Here is an 18,142-nt window from a genome sequence, read left to right as displayed (position 1 = left end):
GAAACATTCGTTTCTGATGATTTGAAAAACTGGTTTTGGCCTCATTATTAATTGATTATGCGTAAGAAAATTGTTGCTGGTAACTGGAAAATGAATAAGACAGCCGAAGAAGCGAAAGCCTTGCTGTCGGAGGTAATCAATATGGTAAAAGATGAAGTTACGGGTGATGTTGAAGTGGTCCTTTGCCCTCCCGCTCTTTATCTGGCTTCGGCACGGCAGTATGTAACGGCTGGCGGCAAGGTTTCGCTGGGCGCACAAAACTGTCACGAAAAAGCATCGGGAGCTTATACAGGTGAAATCTCAGCACCTATGCTCCAATCCATTGGGGTTGATTACGTTATAATAGGTCATAGCGAACGACGACAGTATTTCGAGGAAACCAATGAACAGTTGGCCGAGAAAGTGAACAGTGCCCTCGAAAGTGGACTGAAGCCTATTTTTTGCTGCGGTGAATCTCGCGATCTACGCGAGAACGGTGATTATATTGGCTTCGTGAAGGATCAAATCACGGAAGGTCTGTTCCACCTATCGTCTGAGTCATTTGCCAACGTCGTTATTGCTTACGAACCCATCTGGGCCATCGGGACAGGCTTAACGGCTTCGTCGGGACAGGCGCAGGATATGCACTTCGAATTGCGGCAGCACATTGCCGGTCAATACGGTGACTCAGTGGCGCAGGACACGACCATTTTGTACGGCGGTAGTGCCAATGCTCAAAATGCTGCTGAACTCTTTTCCCAACCCGACGTAGATGGTGGCCTTATTGGTGGAGCCTCACTCAAGGCTCGTGATTTCCTGACAGTAGTAAAAGCGGCTCAATAAGTAAAATCAGTGGAGTGAATGGTAGACTGACCAGACGCCGGAGCAGTCAATAGAGCTTACGTTAGCTATTTGCTCATTCTATCATTCCCTTAGCCTGTATTATTTATGACCGCAGCCTATTACGTCCAAACGTTCAATATGCAGCCCCATCCTGAGGGCGGCTATTTTGCTGAAACGTACCGTTCAGCCGAAACAATTTCTCAATCAGATTTGCCGAGTCGGTTTGGCGGAACGCGTTCGTTTTGCACCGCCATTTATTTTCTACTCGAAAGCCATCACGTTTCAGCCTTTCACCGAATTAAGTCCGACGAAATCTGGCATTTCTACGCGGGTAGTCCATTAGAGATTTTTGTCATCTCTTCAACTGGTGAATTGACTATTATTCGGTTGGGCAATAATCCTGAACAGGGCGAAGTGTTTCAGGCAGTGGTTCCGGCGGGTTGCTGGTTCGGGTCAAAGCCCGCCGTGGATTCGGACGCCTTGGATTCACTCGCGGTAGGCGTTAATTTCTCTTTTGTTGGTTGCACCGTGGCTCCCGGTTTTGATTTTGCCGATTTCGACATGGCCAACCGATCTACTTTGCTGGCTGACTTTCCGCAACACCAAGCCACAATTGAAAGTCTAACTACCTGAAACTCACGTTCCCAAATTTCGAAGTGACCCGGACTTTAGTGCCGGACCCACTCCCCACTTTACCAACATATTGCTTGGTTAACCGAGGACCACGATGATTGTCATTATCGTTTGGCTGACTTGTGAAGTGCATTGTTGAACCAGACGAGTAATTAAAATTACCGTAGCTCACCGTCACATCGAAGTCGCAGTCGTTGCCACTATCCATTGGTAGTCCTATAGAGGAGTAAGCCGCCTGGATAGTCAGATTTTCTGCCGTTTTGAGCAATTGGTCAATACGAAAACCACTCGAAAATTCGATCTTAATATTCCCAGACTCCCGTAGTGTACCGATTTTAGCGCCCGAATAATTGATATCGGCGTCTAACTTACCAACGTCGCCAATATTCATCTTGCCAAATTTATTGGTCAGTACCAGCACATTAGCCCGGGAGAGTTCGAGGTTACCATACGCCATATCTACCTTTCCCTGACCGAAGTTGCCGATATCTGCTTTACCGTATGCCACGTCAATATCGTTGTGATGGCTGGTTAAATCATCGGCGCTAAAGTTGCCATAACGGCTGTAGACTGTTAATGGGGCTTGAAACGCGGGAATGCTGGTATTGCCAAATTTATTTCGAACAGTTAATGCGTTCTGCTTGGGCATCATAACCTCGTAATTAATCTTAACAAAATTACGATCGCCACCCTCTTTCCATTTCCCAAAGCTCCAGTTCGAGACACTATTCTGGCTGAAATTTGTGCGGACAGTAATCTGGCTACCCGTTCGCTTTTCTTCAATTGATACAGCATCAAGAAATTTCTGTACACGTTCGTCAGAGTCCGAATTAGCAATGATAGTAATCTGAACCCGGATTTCGTTCTTATCCCACAACCCAACTGACACCTGACCAAATTGGTTATCTATCACTAGATTATCGCTACTACTTACATCGAACAGCTTGATAATGGTCTTCTTTTTTTCAATTGCGCCACTACCAACCAGATCTTCGGCACAGGTGAGCACAGGTAGTAGGCACAGCAAAATACTACACAGGGTTTTCATGAGTTTGTTGTTTAATGCGCTGAATTACGCTCAACTGTTCATTGAGCAGATTAATCTGGAGTTGCAAATTCTGTATCATGGCCTGAATAAGCACTTCCTGATTCGGGTTTTGAGGCAAATCAGCTTTTAACGACTGGTATGATTTTTCGAGCCGGTCGAGATCTGTCGAAAACTCCTGATACAAAGCCGGATTACCTTCCGTCATTTGCTTCAATTCGATGCGTTTATCATCGATCAACCGTGTGTAATGCACCACTTCTTTCGCATACATTGGACTGGCCGCTACAACTTCAGGCTGGTGCGTAACACCATACTGCTGATTCATGTACATAAAAGCGCCTGCCAGTAATAATACAGCAACAGAAGCAGCTACCCGCCAATCGAGCGAAGGCCAGCCAATTTGTCGGCCTTGTATTCGGGTCGGGTTTTTATGTACCTGACGGAACGGAGTTTCCTTGATGGGCCGTTGCTTATCCAGTCCATTCACCTCCGAGCCAGAATCCTCCAGTCCGGATTTCTCCAGACCGAAACCTTCCAGTCCAGGACCCTCCAGTCCGGCCTCTATTTTTTGCCACATAGCATTAGGCGGCTCTTTGTCGTCAAAGGCTTCGCGGTTATCGCGCACGAAGCGTTCAAGCTTATCTTTCTTCATATTTATAGTATCGAATCCAGAGGATCGGCGTTCATATTTGTTGTTGATACGTTCATGCTTTACTGCTTCAACAATTCTAGTAATCGTTTTTTACCGCGCAAATATTGTGTCCGCGATGTAGTCTCACTGATTGTAAGGATGTTCCCAATTTCCTCATGGTCGTAGCCTTCAAATAAATACAGCGATAACACCACACGATAGCCTTCAGGCAATTGTTGCATAGCCCGCCGGACCCGTTCAACTTCAAGCTGCGTATTGTCATCGTCGTAAGGCTCCGTATCGGCGTAGTCTGGGCCATCATCTTCGCCTATCCGGTGCGAGTCCAGATCCACCAGCTCCAGACGCTTACTGCGCAGATGGTTAATGGCTCGATGCACAACAATCTGTTTCAACCACGCACCAAACGTACTCTGTCCCCGAAATGAATTAATATGGCTGAAGGCGTCCATGAAAGCCTCCTGCAATACATCTTCGGCTTCGGCCTCGTGGTTCAAGATACGCAGACAGACGTTGTACATCGCCTTAACGTACTGCTGATAAAGGTCATACTGCGCTCGTCGCTCACCTTGCTGGCAGCGTTTGACCAATTCGGCATGACGGTCTGGGTATGGCGGCCCGACGTTTCTGTTAGATTCCAAAAGGTTCAGCGTAACGGTTGCTGTAGTTTGTTAACAAGAGAAAGATGCATGAAAATTGAGAATGTTGCACAATAATTAAGAAAAAGTAAGCGTTTCTTTTCTCACTCTTCTTAAACGCTGTTTTTCTGTAACTTAGCCATATAAATCAGCAACTTAGTTATGTACAACCCGCAATTTCCAAACCACAGCTAGTTCAGGAAGACGACGGGACCAATTCGCCCCTTGACCATCAGCGTGTAATCAGCAAATTGACAGTCGAGTTGGGTATTTTATATTATCACAAACATGTCATTACTCTGGAACCACTTCCAGAAACGCCATTAGGTGATGGACCGGGCCATATTGTGCCGGACGTATTGCTGTTTGACAATCAAGCAGAGCAGACACGAATAATTATTGAAGTCGCCAATAACCGCAGTTTTAGAATCGATCTAAAAAAGATTACTCGACTAATTGAGGAAGACGATTACGGGATTCTGGAAGGTTTCGTGTACAATTACAAGACCCATGAATGGCTTCGGTACCGCAAAGGCGATGGTGGCGCGGCCACATCTTCGTCGTTTTCAGAACTGATGATGGTTGACTTAGGGCCTTTTTTGTGAAATTCCTTCTCCTATTCCGACTACCCTAGGTAATATCTTCAATCTACATTCCTATCAACCCCGACCAAAATTTTTTCGTACTTTTACTTGTTATAGAAGGAAGAGAAACGAGCCGAATGGTTGATTATATTTCTGGATTAAATGACCCCCAGCGGGAGGCTGTCATGCACGGAGACGGCCCGCTAATGATTATAGCCGGTGCGGGTTCGGGTAAAACCCGTGTGCTCACCTACCGTATTGCGCATCTGATTGAAACCGGAGTTGACCCTTTTCGTATTCTGTCACTGACGTTTACGAACAAAGCGGCTGGTGAAATGCGTAGCCGTATCGAAAAAGTTGTTGGTACGGAAGCTCGTAATATCTGGATGGGAACGTTCCACTCGGTGTTTGCCAAGATTTTGCGCATCGAAGCCAAAGCCATTGGTTATACCAGCAACTTTTCAATATACGACACTGACGATTCTAAGTCACTGTTGCGAAGTCTTATCAAAGAGATGGGACTCGATGATAAAGTTTATCGGGTTAACAGTGTCTTTGGGCGGATTTCGGGAGCGAAAAACCGGCTCGTCGGCCCTGATGATTACATCAACAATGCGGTAATTCAGGCTGACGATGAAGCCGCCCGGATGCCCCACATTGGCCGACTCTACAAACAGTATACGTTGCGGTGCTTCGCGGCCAATGCAATGGATTTCGATGATTTACTGTTCAATACGAACGTACTATTTCGTGACCACTTAGACATCCTGAACAAGTACCAGCATAAGTTTCAACATATTATGGTGGATGAGTTTCAAGATACGAACGTATCCCAGTATCTCATTACCCGTAAACTGGCGGCTGTTCATCAGAATATTGCCATCGTAGGTGATGATGCCCAAAGCATTTACGCCTTTCGTGGGGCCAATATTGAGAATATCCTGAATTTCCAGCGTGATTACGGCAAGGAAAACGTCAAAATTGTAAAGCTGGAGCAGAATTATCGCTCAACCAAAACGATCGTACAGGCTGCAAACTCGATTATTGCCCGCAATAAAAATCAATTAGAAAAGTCGGTCTTTACTGACAATGAAGACGGTCCACTAATTGATGTTATCAAAGCATCGTCGGATAATGAAGAAGGGCGATTGGTAGCCTCGGCTATTTTTGAGACGAAGATGAACGAGTCGCTTTTAAACAACGACTTCGCGATTCTATACCGCACCAACGCTCAGTCGCGGGCATTTGAAGAAGCCCTGCGTAAAGTGAGCATCAAGTACCGGATCATTGGCGGCTTGTCTTTCTATCAACGCAAAGAAATCAAGGACCTAATCGCCTACATGCGCTTTACGGTCAATCAGCAGGACGAAGAAGCCTTCAAGCGTATCATCAATCTACCCAAGCGCGGTATCGGCGACACTACTATAGCCAAGATTAGCGTGATTGCAGCCGAAAAGCAGGACTCTATCTGGGAGATTGTGGCCGAGATTAGCAAGCACGTGGCGGGTCGGGCGTCTATTGCGATTGAAGGCTTTGCTGATTTGATTAAAAGCTTCAAGCTTCTGCTCGACCAAAAAGATGCCTTTGAAGTAGCCTCTCACATTGCCAAAGCATCGGGTTTACTGAAAGAACTGTACGACGACAAGACCGTTGAAGGACTGGCTCGCTACGAAAACGTACAGGAATTGCTGAACGCTATCAAGGAGTTCGTGGATAACCAGGACAATGACGAAAAGAGCCTGGGTGCGTTTCTTCAATCTGTCTCACTGCTGACCACCGCTGACGAAAAAGAAGACGATGGCGACAATGACCGCGTGACACTAATGACCATTCACGCGGCTAAAGGTCTGGAATTCAAGAATGTCCACATTGTTGGCTTGGAAGAGGATTTATTTCCGAGCCAGATGATGCTTGAAAGTCGGAACGATCTGGAAGAGGAACGGAGGTTATTTTACGTGGCCATTACCCGCGCCGAAAAACGCCTGACGGTCTCCTACGCAGAAACGCGTTATCACTACGGGCGATTGAAAATGTGCGAACCAAGCCGGTTCCTGTTGGAAATCGACCAGAAATACATGAAGCTGTCGAAGGTACGGGCGGCACCGAGTCGGCTGGATTTTGATCGGCCCGAACGCGATCGAAGTGAAAGCACATCGTCGGGGTCAATGAATTTCGTGCGCTCGTTGGCGCAAAAAACGGCCCGTTCTCAGGCTCCTCAACCAACTGTATCACACACGCCCTCGGCCGACTTTGCCCCCACCAGCACAGCTGAACTTGCTGCTGGTCAGCGGGTCGAGCACGCCAAGTTTGGTTTCGGTACGGTTAAAGCGGTTGATGTAAACGGTACGGAGCGGAAAGCTACCATTCTATTCGAACGTGCGGGCGAAAAAGTCTTGTTGCTGAGTTTCGCGAAGCTGCGGATAGTGGAGTAAGGCTGGCTGATATTGCTTACTTATGTATCCTTATCGTTGGCGTCACACTCTTAATGAGGAGTGAGCTAGAGAGAAAGTTGATGACATAATCATCAATAAAATTTCATGAGAACACTACAGTATCGCTTAATTCTGATGCCTGAACCCGATGGGAAAGGGTAGTCATCATATTTATTATAATCCTGATTTAAAATCACTGTTCCGGTACCTTACCCGTCCACAGTAAAGACATGAAAAAGGCACCTTCATGGGAATTCTGAAAGATGCGGGGTAGACACGTCGAATCTGCGTTAAAGTTTGAGTAAGACAACTTCATAACTTAACGCCCTCCATACAAAACTCTTCCTTCCTGTCGTTCTTGCTGAAAGTACTCCACTCCCTTTTGCGTAACTGTATGAACGTCAATGGTGCCTTTGCCGCCAGTCTGCTTTTTTTGCTTATCTCGCTATACACAAACGGCCAGCCTACTAAAGACTCAACGAATGTTGAAAATCTTGGAATACAGGTCAATTCGGAGTATAACGAGATTAATCCAATGATTGCACCTGATGGCAAGACGCTCTATTTTGCCCGCATTAGTCACCCCAATAATACACACGGCACAAAAGGCAGTCAGGATATATGGTACTCCGACTTTGACGCAGCTAGTGGCAAATGGGGCCCTGCCCGACGTATGGGTTTTCCGCTCAATAAAGACGAGTACAATTGTGCTTACAGCATCACACCCGATGGTAACAGCATGCTTATAAAAGGTCAATACGCGAACGGGAACTACGAAACACGCGGATTTTCGCTCAGTAAGAAGACCGCCAGCGGCTGGTCGCCCCCGCAAAAAATAGACATTCCCAGTTATGTCAATATGAGCAAGGGACAGTTTGATTGTGGGTTTATGTCAGCCGATGGGAAAGTATTACTGATGGCGTTTAGTGAGAAGAAAAACAGTAAAGAAGATGACATATATGTCAGCTTTCGGCAGAAAGATGGGTCTTGGACTAAGCCAGTGGAACTTGGTCCAGAAGTAAACACCAAATTTACAGAAACAACCCCTTTTCTGGCTCCCGACGGTGCTACACTGTATTTTTCGAGTAACCGGGAAGGCGGTTTGGGGAGCAATGACATCTACGTTTGCAAACGCGTAGATAAAACCTGGAAACACTGGTCGAAACCGATTAACCTTGGCCCAAAAGTCAATACTGATGGTTACGATGCGTATTACACCCTGGCAGCTTCCGGCGATTATGCCTATTTAACAACCTTCAAAAACACACTTGGCAAGGGCGATATTGTTCGTATTAAGCTAGTCAACGACCAACCAGACAATCAGCCAGGCAAGTTGGGAGGAAGTGACGATATAGCGACTAAATCTGATGCAACTCGCCCCGATCCTGTTGCACTCATTAGCGGAAAAGTAGTAGATCAGGTTACGGGTAAGCCTATTGAGGCCCGAATTATTTACCAAACCCTGCCCGATGGCGTCGAAGCGGGCGAGGCTACATCGGATCCTCTCACGGGCGAATATAAAATCGTGTTACCCTATGGACAGAAATACACGATGCGGGCTATTGCCAAAGACTTTATTGCCGAAGGCGACAACATTGATTTGACTCAGCCTAAAGCATTTCAGCAGATTACGGGTAAACAACTGAAGATGGTTCCTATCGAAGTTGGCCGAACAGTACGTTTAAACAATATCTTCTTCGACACAGGAAAATCGGAACTTCGATCTGAATCTAGCCCCGAACTCGATCGACTGGTAACAACGTTGAATGAAGCCCCAAAAATGATTATCGAAGTACGTGGGCACACTGACAACACGGGTTCTAATGAGATAAACGCCAAGCTGTCTCAGGACCGGGCCGACGCCGTTCGTGAATACTTTATCAGCAAAGGCATTGAACCAGACCGTGTTGCCAGTAAAGGCTTTGGCGAATCGAAACCCATTGCAACAAACGATACCGATGATGGACGCCAGCAAAATAGACGGGTAGAGTTTATGATTGTGAAGAAATAAGATGATTTTCACTTCTTTTGACCCTAAAAAACAACCATTATTTGTTAACTATAAGAACTCATTCGTGTTAACCTACTAGCTAAAATAACGTCTAATCTCTTTCATCCAGGAACCAGAAATGCAACTTAACGCTGGCTGTGAACTATCGTTTTATGCCCAATCGCCAACTCCCCTAATTTTAATGCTACGCCCTCGTTCAGGGGCCGGACAGTGGATTATTCGGGAAGAATATCAAATTACACCCGCGGTTAACGTTACCGAGTTTACAGATATGTATGGTAATCTATGCCAGCGGGTTGTAGCACCAGAAGGACCATTTTCAATCCACTTTTCGGCCACAGTCCAAACAGCTGATTTGATTGATACTGGTATCGGTGCTCCCTATACACCCGTTGAAGACTTACCCGATGATGTACTGCATTTTACACTACCGAGCCGGTATTGCCAATCTGATCAGTTGGGCAGCTTAGCGGCTCAGATTACGAAAAATGTTGAGTCAGGTTACGATCAGGCAGAAGCTATTCGCAAATGGATTTATGAGTCAATTACCTATCAATATGGCACCAGCGATGCCAGTACATCGGCAGTTGATACGGCAGCTAGTCGAGTTGGCGTTTGCCGCGATTTTACTCATCTTGGCATATCGCTTTGCCGCGCCCTGAACATTCCGGCCCGGATGGTAGTCGGCTATCTGTACCAGCTTGATCCAATGGACCTTCATGCTTGGTTTGAGGCTTATGTAGATGGGCGCTGGTTTACGTTTGACGCCACACAGGCACTTCCGCGCGGAAATCGAATTACGGTCGCTTATGGTCGAGATGCTGCCGATGTAGCCTTTACAACGCAATTTGGATCAATGACCCTTAATGAAATGAAAGTATGGGTTGATGCCGTTCAGAATGAAACAAGTGAGAGCGACAAAAAGGTGGATGAGGAAGCAACCCTTTTAACTACTGTTGGGTCTACAGAACAAACAGCCAATTGACAATGAAAAAACGACTGCTTTTTTGCTCTATGGTAGGGGTACTGACAGCCTGCCAGCAAGAGGGGGATGTTCAACCAGCCTCTACCACATTAGCGAGTGAAGTAGTCGGCATTTACCGTACGAATTTTTACCTTGATCCTTCTAGTGTAGCTATTTCGGCTAACCAGATGTCCTATGCGGAACTAAAGGTACAATCAGATAGTACTGTTACTCTGGTTTATACGAAATTATACCCGGCTAAAATAAGCCGTTCTTTTGAGAATGTCGGGCTAAGACGTCAATCCAACGGGGTCCAGTTGCGCATTGCCGACTCAGGCATCGGCACGTTACAGACAGACAGAATCTTTACCGACAACGGGATGGAAAAGCAAGGGAAGCTACTACGGATTACTATTCAGGATGACCCGCAAAGCTTACTAAATTTCGCAGGCATCAAGCAACAGTAGAAAGGTCAACAGGTCATAAAAACAAATGAGCGATACCGTCTGGTATCGCTCATTTGTTTTTATGACCTGTTGAGGAATTATTAACGAACAGCAAACTCGCCGGAGCCAATGCGGAAACCTTCCGAATATAGTTCTACAGTGTATTTACCGGGTTTGTAAGGAATGCCTCGGGTGTAAAGTAGTTCGACGTTTTGACCGTTGCTTGTATAATTTACCGTTTGCTTGGTTGTATAGATGGTTTCATTGCCATCTACCGTGAACGTTCCTGATCCATTAGCCATATCTGACACAACAGCTCCCGTTGGGTCAAGTACCCGTACAAAAACGTCTTTGGGTTCTTCTCTCGTCAGCGGATTGTCTAACAGGGTATAAACCAACTTGATTTTGTCTAACCGCTTCGCTTTATACGAGTCGTCTTCCTTTACTTTCCCTTTAGCATTGACGGCAAAAACTTTTACGTTTTGAGCCTTCAGCGCAGCAGCGCGGGTAACCTTGGTACTCAACTCCTGGTTCTGTGATACGACCTGCGTTACAACAGCACCCACCGAATCGCGAAATTGCTGACCCTTCACTTTCAGGCCACTATTTTCTTCATCCAGTGTCTTAACATTGGTAGCCAAAGTCACGTTTTCGCGCTGTAGGTTGGCGATGAGCGTATCTTTTTCCACCAGAAACGCTTCATACTGCTTAATTTTAGCGTCGTATTTAGCAATTGAAATTCGACTTCCTTTTCGTAGAGAAGCTTTATCCTGCTCCAACTGCACTTTCATTTTTTCCAATTCGGAAACATCGCCACCCAGTTTTTGTACTTCAGCAATCTTAGCGTCTAACGCTGTCGAAATCGAATCTAACTTAACACGGGTCGTTGAAAGCTCTTCAACACGTTCGGAAATGGTTACTTCTTGGTTCTCAGAGACTTTCTTCTGATCGAAGTATAAGTAACTCGATACGCCAGCTAAACCCGTCATAATAATGAGAGCGGCTAGTAAAGCACCATTTGTCTTCGATTTTTGCGGATTATTTTCCATCGTGAATTTTCAGTTTAACAATTGAACATGCACATACTTGTAAAAAGCCGCTTTCGCGGTTGTGTAGAGGTTGTTACATCTGAGACTTTTTGGTAAATGAGGAAATAAAATTTGGTTATTAAAAAAGTAACTCAAGTCGTGATTAGATAGTAACTGAACGTCATCTAGATCAGCGTATTGCTTTTTACAACGTACAGCCGTTTAAAAATGTTTTTAATCTAATGGCTGGCTTCACCAAATTTCTCTACTGAATATCAGTTAAATGCACCGCAAAATAAACACATTTTTTTAATAAAGCAGAGTAACGCATTAATATTAGCTAAATAAATAGTACGATAACAACCTATCCTCACCGACAGTTATCACCTAAATTCATCAACGATGCCAGAACTTCCAGAGGTTGAAATTAGACGCCAATACCTTGAAACGTCGTCACTTTATCAACCCATTAATCACATTGAGGTTGAGGATAAGAAACTACTAACAACAGATTATGCTACATTAGAAAATACCCTGATTGGGCGGCAGTTTACCAGTACTCATAGGGTTGGTAAGAATCTGTTTGTTTTGACGGATGCCCCCGGCGTAATCGTTCATATGCACTTCGGCATGACCGGCGATTTGGAATATTACCATTCTTCGCTCAACCGACCTCGCTTTGCCAGAATTGTGTTTGAGTTTACAACCGGCTTTAACCTTGGTTTTCTTTGCCCCCGTAAGTTCGAACGCGTTGGTTTGCTGGACGATATAGATGCATTCCTGAAACGAAAGAAAATTGGTGAAGATGGACTGGACATTTCAGTAGCCACCCTAACCGAACAGGTGCGCCGTAAAAAGGCACTTATTAAACCTGTCCTGCTTGATCAAAGCGTTATAGCTGGTTTAGGCAACTGGATTGTGGATGAGGTATTGTTTCAGGCATTTATCCATCCTGAACAACGAGCCGACACACTCACTGACGCTCAGATGAGCCACCTCCACGGGGCCATTCAACTCGTACTCGAAACGGCCATTCGTTATGAAGCAACCTACCGTGACTTCCCAACTAGTTTTCTGACTCACGTTCGGGAATGGGATGATTCGCCCTATGACGATGTCGAAGCGCATAAGTTCTGCCCCCGTTGCAGCACCCGTATAGAACGCTCGGTGGTGGGTGGGCGCACAACCTTCTTTTGCCCAAAGGAGCAGGTTTGGTAACGCCTTATTCCTCACGCATTCTACCTGCATAGACGGCTATATCCCGGTGAACTTGTTCATCACTAGTTTGGTTTTTAAATTACATGTACCTACACGTATTATGACAACCCAACGTACAATTTCTGACATACGCATCGCCACACCAAACAACGTAGGCGATGGTTTTATTGGCTTAAACGCTTTCCACCCACAAGGATCGCGGCCGTTCAATCCGTTCTTATTGTTAGACCATCATGGACCTATGAACGTGCAGCCATCTGAACAACCGAAAGGTGTTGATGAGCATCCACACCGAGGCTTCGAAACGGTAACAATTGTTTATGAAGGTGCCCTGGAACACCGCGATTCAGCCGGGAATTATGGCAAACTATTCGCGGGCGATGTGCAATGGATGACAGCCGCATCGGGTATTATCCACGAAGAAAAACATGAACGGGAATTTTCTCGTCAGGGTGGGCAACTCGACTTTGTACAGTTGTGGGTAAACCTGTCAGCAAAAGATAAAATGAATCCACCCCGCTACCAGGATATTGCTTCGTCACGAATCCCGACAGCGGTGTTGCCCGGTGGTGGTCAGTTACGCGTTATAGCCGGTGAATTGGCAGGTTTACATGGTCCGGCTAACACATTTAGTCCGATTACAGTTGCCGATTTAACGCTTACAAATGGTCAGTTGGAAAGTCTTACTATCCCCGCCGATCATTCTCTACTGATCTATGTACTAAGTGGTTCGGCAACTATACATGGAGAGAAAATAGAACGTGGGCAGATTGCCCTTATGAATACGGATGGTGACTCAATTACTCTGTCAACAACATCCGAAACAAAAGTTCTTATTCTAGCCGGAGAACCCATTCAGGAGCCATTAGCGGTATATGGCCCGTTTGTGATGAACACCCGGGAAGAACTTATCGAAGCGTTCAGCGATTTCCAGGCTGGACGGATGGGTGTTTTGAGTTAGATGTGTTTGTCTTAGTCAGTATAGCACTAAACCTGCATGCTGACTAAGGCAACTTATAAATCTTTGATGTTTCCGAACCCTATGACATCCCGATAAGCGGGATTGTCGCGAAGTTCGGTAGCCCGAATGACTTTGTCGGTGCCAAATTTCGCTTTTAAGTCATAGAGCGTCTGGCGAAATTTTCCTTTCCGAAGATCATTCTCGAAAAGATTTAAAGGCACAACCTCCGCAGGTATAAACCGAAAAACAGCCACACACATACTTTGCAGGTATTCGTTCAGAACCGGTTCACAACGGTGTGCTACCTGGAATTTCTCTAAACGTTCCCGGATGATCTGATACAATTCGGGACCGTCCTGCTTAGGCTCCGAAAAACGAGCTTCATAATTATACGTCTTGCCATTTTGGTAACGGCAGGAGAACGACATATCCTGACAAAATATGCCCCGGCGTACCATTCGCCGTTCCAGTGTCAGGCAAAGGGATTGCAGCAACTCATCCAGCCGTTCGGGTGTGCTACGCTGCTCAGTTGAAATCGTGCGCATCGCCGACATACTTTTAGTATCAGCCGTTGTTTCTAAATCTACCTCACCACCGAAGTTCAACCGTAAGTGCCAGTGCCAGCCAATAATACTTTTGCAAACCGCCCGAAGATGTTCCGGCGAGGCATAACGGAGGTTAAGTGGGGTATGTATCCCGCCCGCCTGTAGCCGGGCAGCCATGCGATAACCAATACCGGGTAAATCTGTGAGCGTCAGGGTTTGTAACACATCATCAATCGTAGCAGGCGTAATAATCGTCAGGCCATCAGGTTTTTGGATATCTGAAGCCAGTTTTGCCAGAAATACATTCGGTGCAATACCAATGGAACAACGCAGCCAATCACCCACTTTTAGCCTAATAGCCTGCTTAATGTTCAAAGCGGTCTGGTGCATGTCTTTATAAACCAGTTGGTAGTTCGTCAAATCGACAACAGCTTCGTCAATACTTTTTGGAATGACATCATCCGAAAATGTACGGAGTACTTCAATAATCCTGACGTGGTATTCCCGATAGCGATTAGGATTTGTTTCAATAGGCACCAGATCCGGACACAATACCATAGCCTGATCCAGGCGCATTCCCGTTTTTACCCCCCGCAACTTTGCTTCCACCGACGGCGCAATTACACAACCGTTCCGACCGGTATAGACGCACACGCCAACGGGGCGCCCCCGTAGCCAATAATTTTCCTGCTGTTCACAAGAGGCAAAGAAACTGTTCATATCCACAAACAGAACCGTTGGAAGCGTATGGGTAGAAAGTCGATTGCGGTTCATTGGCTCTAGGGTAAGAAAGTAGCTTTCAATACAGGTATTCGTCTATATTTTGACTATGTTTGCTGTAATACAAGCGCAATATATTTTACTTGTATTATACTTACCAACTATCCAGACGTCAATGTCCGAAATTTGTTCAAAAAAAATTTAACCCCGTGACTATCCAAGACCGATTAAAACAGGTTTTCGATGCCTTAGGCATAACTATCTATCAGATTGCCAAAGAGTTAGGCGAAAACCCATCGAAATTTTACAATATCCTGAATGGGCGGGCCAAACCCTCATACGATACGATCATGAGTTTGCTGGCCTGCTACCCTCAAATCAGTGCTGACTACCTGATTCGAGGCATCATGCCAGTATTGAACTCACCACAGGCCAACGCCCGAATTATGCTATCAGACGATGACATGATTGAGGTTCCATTTGTGCCCGTTAAGTTCTACGCCAGTTTTGTCGAGAGTTTCAGTGACGGTATCAGCTCGACCGATGTGGAGTCATTTCGGGTACGTAAACCCATTATGAAGGGTCACAAAAATGGCGTTGTACTGGAGATTTCAGGAAGTAGTATGAGTCCACAGTTGGCACATGGTGCTAAAGTGCTGGCTATCCCCGTTGGAGAAAACAATTGGGAATACCAGTCAGGAGGTGTGTATGCCGTCATGTACCGGGATTATTTTGTTGTCAAACGCATTCGCGACAACGAGCTTCTGACTCGTAAATACCTTACTCTTCATTCCGACAACCCCAATGGTGGCAACGTAACGGTGTCTTTGCAAGATATTCGAGGCTTATGGAAAATAGTCGCGATTGTAGAAGCTCCGGTAGAGTAAGAACTTATTTCATCAAAAAAGGGGGCTGGCTAACAAGTAGCTAGTCCCCTTTTTTGATGAAAAATCAGTCCTAATCTCTTTACGGGCTTACTCTTTCTGTTGTCAGGCAAATGGACAGATAGCCTGAAATACGAACAGACGTGGATTTTGCATGATTCCAAGATACACCCTATTGCCAAAAATAGATTCTTTTTGTCAAAATGGATAAAAAGGGCCCCTAATTTCTGCGACAATCTTAGGCTCAACTATTTGTTTTGTCGTTGAAATTCAGTAATTTTGCGACCTGATTTGCAAAGTTAGCGGCTCGTTTAAAGTGTGCTCTCTTTGCTCTGATTTTAGAAACATATAACTTTCAGTATAACAAGCTAATGGCTCGCGATTTATTACTCACGAGAAACATCGGTATCGCTGCCCACATTGATGCGGGTAAGACAACTACTACCGAACGTATTCTCTACTACGCCGGAGTAAGTCACAAAATTGGTGAGGTTCATGATGGAGCTGCCACTATGGACTGGATGGAGCAGGAGCAGGAACGGGGGATCACGATCACCTCGGCTGCTACGACTGTCGATTGGACTTACCGTGACCAAAAATACCATATCAACATCATTGATACACCAGGACACGTTGACTTCACGGTTGAAGTAAACCGTTCACTGCGTGTACTTGATGGACTAGTATTCCTGTTTAGTGCTGTTGATGGTGTTGAGCCTCAGTCGGAAACAAACTGGCGTCTAGCCAACAATTACAACGTAGCCCGCATCGGCTTTGTGAACAAAATGGACCGGTCTGGTGCCGATTTCCTGAAAGTTTGCAAGCAGGTAAAAGAAATGTTGGGCAGCTACGCTGTTCCTCTTCAGTTACCAATTGGTGAAGAAGATAATTTTACTGGTGTTGTTGACCTCGTTAACTTCCGTGGTATCCAGTGGAACGAAGACGACAAAGGCATGACATTTCAGGAAGTTCCTATTCCGGCTGATATGCTGGAAGAGGCTACCGAATGGCGCGAAAAACTTCTTGAAGCCGTTGCCGAATTCGACGATACGCTGATGGAGAAGTTTTTTGATGACCCTGCGTCAATTTCGGAAGATGAAATTCTGGCAGCTCTCCGCAAAGCGACTGTTAGCATGAAAATCGTTCCGATGCTCTGCGGTTCGTCCTTTAAAAATAAAGGTGTACAAACCATGCTCGACTACGTGATGGCCCTTTTGCCTTCACCAATGGATAAAGAGAGCATTGTTGGTACTGACCCTAACACGGGCGAAGAAATATCGCGTAAGCCATCGACGACTGAGCCGTTTGCGGGTCTGGCGTTTAAGATTGCTACTGATCCTTACGTAGGTCGTCTTTGCTTTGTACGTTCCTATTCGGGTGTCCTGGAATCTGGTTCATATATCCTGAATAACCGTTCGGGTAATAAAGAACGTATTTCGCGGATTTTCCAGATGCACGCTAACAAGCAAAACCAGATCGACCGTTTAGAAGCGGGTGATATTGGTGCTGTAGTTGGCTTTAAAGACATCAAAACCGGCGATACCCTATCGGACGAAAAGCACCCTATCGTGCTTGAATCAATGGTGTTCCCTGAGCCAGTTATTGGTTATGCGATCGAGCCTAAAAAATCGGCTGATCAGGATAACTTCTCGAAAGCGATTGGTAAATTAATCGAAGAAGATCCAACGCTTAAAGTTGAATCGAACGAAGAAACCGGCCAAACCATCATTCGGGGTATGGGCGAACTTCACCTCGAGATCATCATCGACCGTATGCGTCGTGAATTTAAGGTAGAAGTAAACCAGGGTGCTCCACAGGTGGCTTACAAAGAGAAGCTAACCAAGAACGTCGAACACCGCGAAGTTTACAAGAAACAAACGGGTGGTCGCGGTAAATTTGCTGACATTCTATTTGAACTTGGGCCACGTGGCGAAGATGAGACAGGTGTTGTGCCAGCAGGTTTAGAGTTCGTAAACGGTATTGTAGGTGGTGTAATTCCCCGTGAATTTATTCCCTCTATTGAAAAAGGTTTCAAAGAGTCGCTGAAAAACGGTCCTCTGGCTGGCTTTCCGCTCGAGAGTATGAAAGTTCGGATATACCACGGTTCGTACCACGACGTTGACTCCGATGCACTTTCTTTCGAAATGGCAGCTCGCTTAGGCTTCCGCGAAGCAGCTCGTCAGGCTGGTCCGAAATTACTCGAACCAATCATGGCTGTTGAAGTATTGACACCGGAAGAATATACGGGTCCAATTACAGGTGATCTGAACCGCCGTCGTGGTGTGATGAAGGGGATGGATACGAAAGCGGGATCGCAAGTGATCAAGGCTGACGTTCCTCTGTCAGAATTATTTGGTTACGTAACAGATCTGCGGACAATGTCGTCGGGTCGGGCTACGGCCAACCTGACCTTTGCACACTACGAAGTCGTACCGCAAAGTCTTGCGGAAGGTGTAGTTGCAAAAGAAAAAGGTACTGTGAAGGCGTAAGCTTTATAAAATATTGGGCAGTGGGTCAACCGACCGACTGCCCATTTTTTGTGCCGTCGGAGTAAATGGT

General features: G+C 45.8%; 16 protein-coding genes. 11 read left to right on the top strand and 5 right to left on the bottom strand.

What is annotated here, in order from left to right; genetic code table 11:
• Positions 1-57: 57 nt before the first annotated feature.
• Both tpiA and ACFS25_RS00540 read left to right on the top strand, forming a co-directional pair.
• Positions 58-822 (top strand): triose-phosphate isomerase, encoded by a 765-nt coding sequence (gene tpiA, locus ACFS25_RS00545; RefSeq protein WP_381496449.1) that lies wholly within the window; start codon positions 58-60, stop codon positions 820-822.
• A gap of 105 nt (positions 823-927) precedes the next feature.
• Positions 928-1,455 carry a cupin domain-containing protein gene (locus ACFS25_RS00540; RefSeq protein WP_381496448.1) on the top strand — a complete coding sequence of 176 codons (528 nt, stop codon included), beginning with the start codon at positions 928-930 and terminating at the stop codon, positions 1,453-1,455.
• Here the strand turns inward: ACFS25_RS00540 and ACFS25_RS00535 are convergent.
• Genes ACFS25_RS00535 through ACFS25_RS00525 form a run of 3 tightly spaced genes read right to left on the bottom strand, consistent with a single transcriptional unit; the run spans position 1,448 to position 3,793 of the window.
• A complete protein-coding gene (locus tag ACFS25_RS00535) occupies positions 1,448-2,503 on the bottom strand; it encodes a hypothetical protein (protein WP_381496447.1) in 1,056 nt (351 codons plus the stop codon). The genes ACFS25_RS00540 and ACFS25_RS00535 overlap by 8 nt on opposite strands.
• A complete protein-coding gene (locus ACFS25_RS00530; protein WP_381496446.1) occupies positions 2,487-3,155 on the bottom strand; it encodes a hypothetical protein in 669 nt (222 codons plus the stop codon). The genes ACFS25_RS00535 and ACFS25_RS00530 overlap by 17 nt, the downstream gene beginning before the upstream one ends.
• A 59-nt stretch (positions 3,156-3,214) precedes the next feature.
• Positions 3,215-3,793 (bottom strand): RNA polymerase sigma factor, encoded by a 579-nt coding sequence (locus ACFS25_RS00525; RefSeq protein ID WP_381496445.1) that lies wholly within the window; start codon positions 3,791-3,793, stop codon positions 3,215-3,217.
• A gap of 248 nt (positions 3,794-4,041) precedes the next feature.
• Between ACFS25_RS00525 and ACFS25_RS00520 the strand changes: the two genes are divergently transcribed.
• From ACFS25_RS00520 to ACFS25_RS00500, 5 genes are all read left to right on the top strand, one after another.
• Positions 4,042-4,395: a hypothetical protein gene (locus ACFS25_RS00520; protein ID WP_381496444.1), complete on the top strand. Its 354-nt coding sequence runs from the start codon at positions 4,042-4,044 to the stop codon at positions 4,393-4,395.
• Positions 4,396-4,511: 116 nt separating this feature from the next.
• A complete protein-coding gene (locus tag ACFS25_RS00515; protein ID WP_381496443.1) occupies positions 4,512-6,806 on the top strand; it encodes an ATP-dependent helicase in 2,295 nt (764 codons plus the stop codon).
• A 394-nt stretch (positions 6,807-7,200) separates the two neighbouring features.
• Positions 7,201-8,817 (top strand): OmpA family protein, encoded by a 1,617-nt coding sequence (locus ACFS25_RS00510; protein WP_381496442.1) that lies wholly within the window; start codon positions 7,201-7,203, stop codon positions 8,815-8,817.
• Between the two features lie 118 nt (positions 8,818-8,935).
• A complete protein-coding gene (locus ACFS25_RS00505; protein WP_381496441.1) occupies positions 8,936-9,802 on the top strand; it encodes a transglutaminase domain-containing protein in 867 nt (288 codons plus the stop codon).
• A 2-nt stretch (positions 9,803-9,804) separates the two neighbouring features.
• Positions 9,805-10,248, top strand: a complete 444-nt coding sequence (locus tag ACFS25_RS00500) for a hypothetical protein (protein ID WP_381496440.1) — start codon at positions 9,805-9,807, stop codon at positions 10,246-10,248.
• An 80-nt stretch (positions 10,249-10,328) separates the two neighbouring features.
• On the opposite strand, the gene ACFS25_RS00495 is transcribed toward ACFS25_RS00500, so the two are convergent.
• A complete protein-coding gene (locus ACFS25_RS00495; RefSeq protein ID WP_381496439.1) occupies positions 10,329-11,276 on the bottom strand; it encodes a hypothetical protein in 948 nt (315 codons plus the stop codon).
• 381 nt (positions 11,277-11,657) lie between these two features.
• Between ACFS25_RS00495 and ACFS25_RS00490 the strand changes: the two genes are divergently transcribed.
• Positions 11,658-12,473 carry an Fpg/Nei family DNA glycosylase gene (locus ACFS25_RS00490; protein ID WP_381496438.1) on the top strand — a complete coding sequence of 272 codons (816 nt, stop codon included), beginning with the start codon at positions 11,658-11,660 and terminating at the stop codon, positions 12,471-12,473.
• Between the two features lie 100 nt (positions 12,474-12,573).
• The gene (locus ACFS25_RS00485; RefSeq protein WP_381496437.1) at positions 12,574-13,434 is read left to right on the top strand and encodes a pirin family protein; all 861 of its coding nucleotides are present in this window, start codon (positions 12,574-12,576) and stop codon (positions 13,432-13,434) included.
• Between the two features lie 53 nt (positions 13,435-13,487).
• On the opposite strand, the gene ACFS25_RS00480 is transcribed toward ACFS25_RS00485, so the two are convergent.
• Positions 13,488-14,753, bottom strand: coding sequence for a DNA polymerase Y family protein (locus ACFS25_RS00480; RefSeq protein ID WP_381496436.1), 1,266 nt, complete (start codon positions 14,751-14,753; stop codon positions 13,488-13,490).
• A 155-nt stretch (positions 14,754-14,908) separates the two neighbouring features.
• On the opposite strand from ACFS25_RS00480, the gene ACFS25_RS00475 reads away from it, so the two are divergent.
• Together ACFS25_RS00475 and fusA are read left to right on the top strand one after the other, a co-directional pair.
• Positions 14,909-15,586 (top strand): LexA family transcriptional regulator, encoded by a 678-nt coding sequence (locus tag ACFS25_RS00475; RefSeq protein WP_381496435.1) that lies wholly within the window; start codon positions 14,909-14,911, stop codon positions 15,584-15,586.
• Positions 15,587-15,954: 368 nt separating this feature from the next.
• Complete coding sequence (gene fusA, locus ACFS25_RS00470; RefSeq protein ID WP_381496434.1) at positions 15,955-18,072, top strand: elongation factor G; 2,118 nt, start codon at positions 15,955-15,957, stop codon at positions 18,070-18,072.
• Positions 18,073-18,142 lie beyond the last annotated feature (70 nt).

It is taken from the genome of Spirosoma flavum (assembly GCF_042686045.1).
Taxonomy (GTDB): domain Bacteria; phylum Bacteroidota; class Bacteroidia; order Cytophagales; family Spirosomataceae; genus Spirosoma; species Spirosoma flavum.
The sequence above is the reverse complement of the archived record's forward strand: the minus strand, read 5'-3'. Positions and strand labels throughout refer to the sequence as shown.

Coding starts and splice junctions, on each gene's coding strand:
- ACFS25_RS00485 (WP_381496437.1), top strand. CDS start 12,574: ATGACAACCCAACGTACAATTTCTGACATACGCATCGCCACACCAAAC.
- ACFS25_RS00480 (WP_381496436.1), bottom strand. CDS start 14,753: ATGAACCGCAATCGACTTTCTACCCATACGCTTCCAACGGTTCTGTTT.
- ACFS25_RS00515 (WP_381496443.1), top strand. CDS start 4,512: ATGGTTGATTATATTTCTGGATTAAATGACCCCCAGCGGGAGGCTGTC.
- ACFS25_RS00530 (WP_381496446.1), bottom strand. CDS start 3,155: ATGAAGAAAGATAAGCTTGAACGCTTCGTGCGCGATAACCGCGAAGCC.
- ACFS25_RS00540 (WP_381496448.1), top strand. CDS start 928: ATGACCGCAGCCTATTACGTCCAAACGTTCAATATGCAGCCCCATCCT.
- ACFS25_RS00505 (WP_381496441.1), top strand. CDS start 8,936: ATGCAACTTAACGCTGGCTGTGAACTATCGTTTTATGCCCAATCGCCA.
- fusA (WP_381496434.1), top strand. CDS start 15,955: ATGGCTCGCGATTTATTACTCACGAGAAACATCGGTATCGCTGCCCAC.
- ACFS25_RS00510 (WP_381496442.1), top strand. CDS start 7,201: ATGAACGTCAATGGTGCCTTTGCCGCCAGTCTGCTTTTTTTGCTTATC.
- ACFS25_RS00500 (WP_381496440.1), top strand. CDS start 9,805: ATGAAAAAACGACTGCTTTTTTGCTCTATGGTAGGGGTACTGACAGCC.
- ACFS25_RS00535 (WP_381496447.1), bottom strand. CDS start 2,503: ATGAAAACCCTGTGTAGTATTTTGCTGTGCCTACTACCTGTGCTCACC.
- ACFS25_RS00495 (WP_381496439.1), bottom strand. CDS start 11,276: ATGGAAAATAATCCGCAAAAATCGAAGACAAATGGTGCTTTACTAGCC.
- ACFS25_RS00490 (WP_381496438.1), top strand. CDS start 11,658: ATGCCAGAACTTCCAGAGGTTGAAATTAGACGCCAATACCTTGAAACG.
- tpiA (WP_381496449.1), top strand. CDS start 58: ATGCGTAAGAAAATTGTTGCTGGTAACTGGAAAATGAATAAGACAGCC.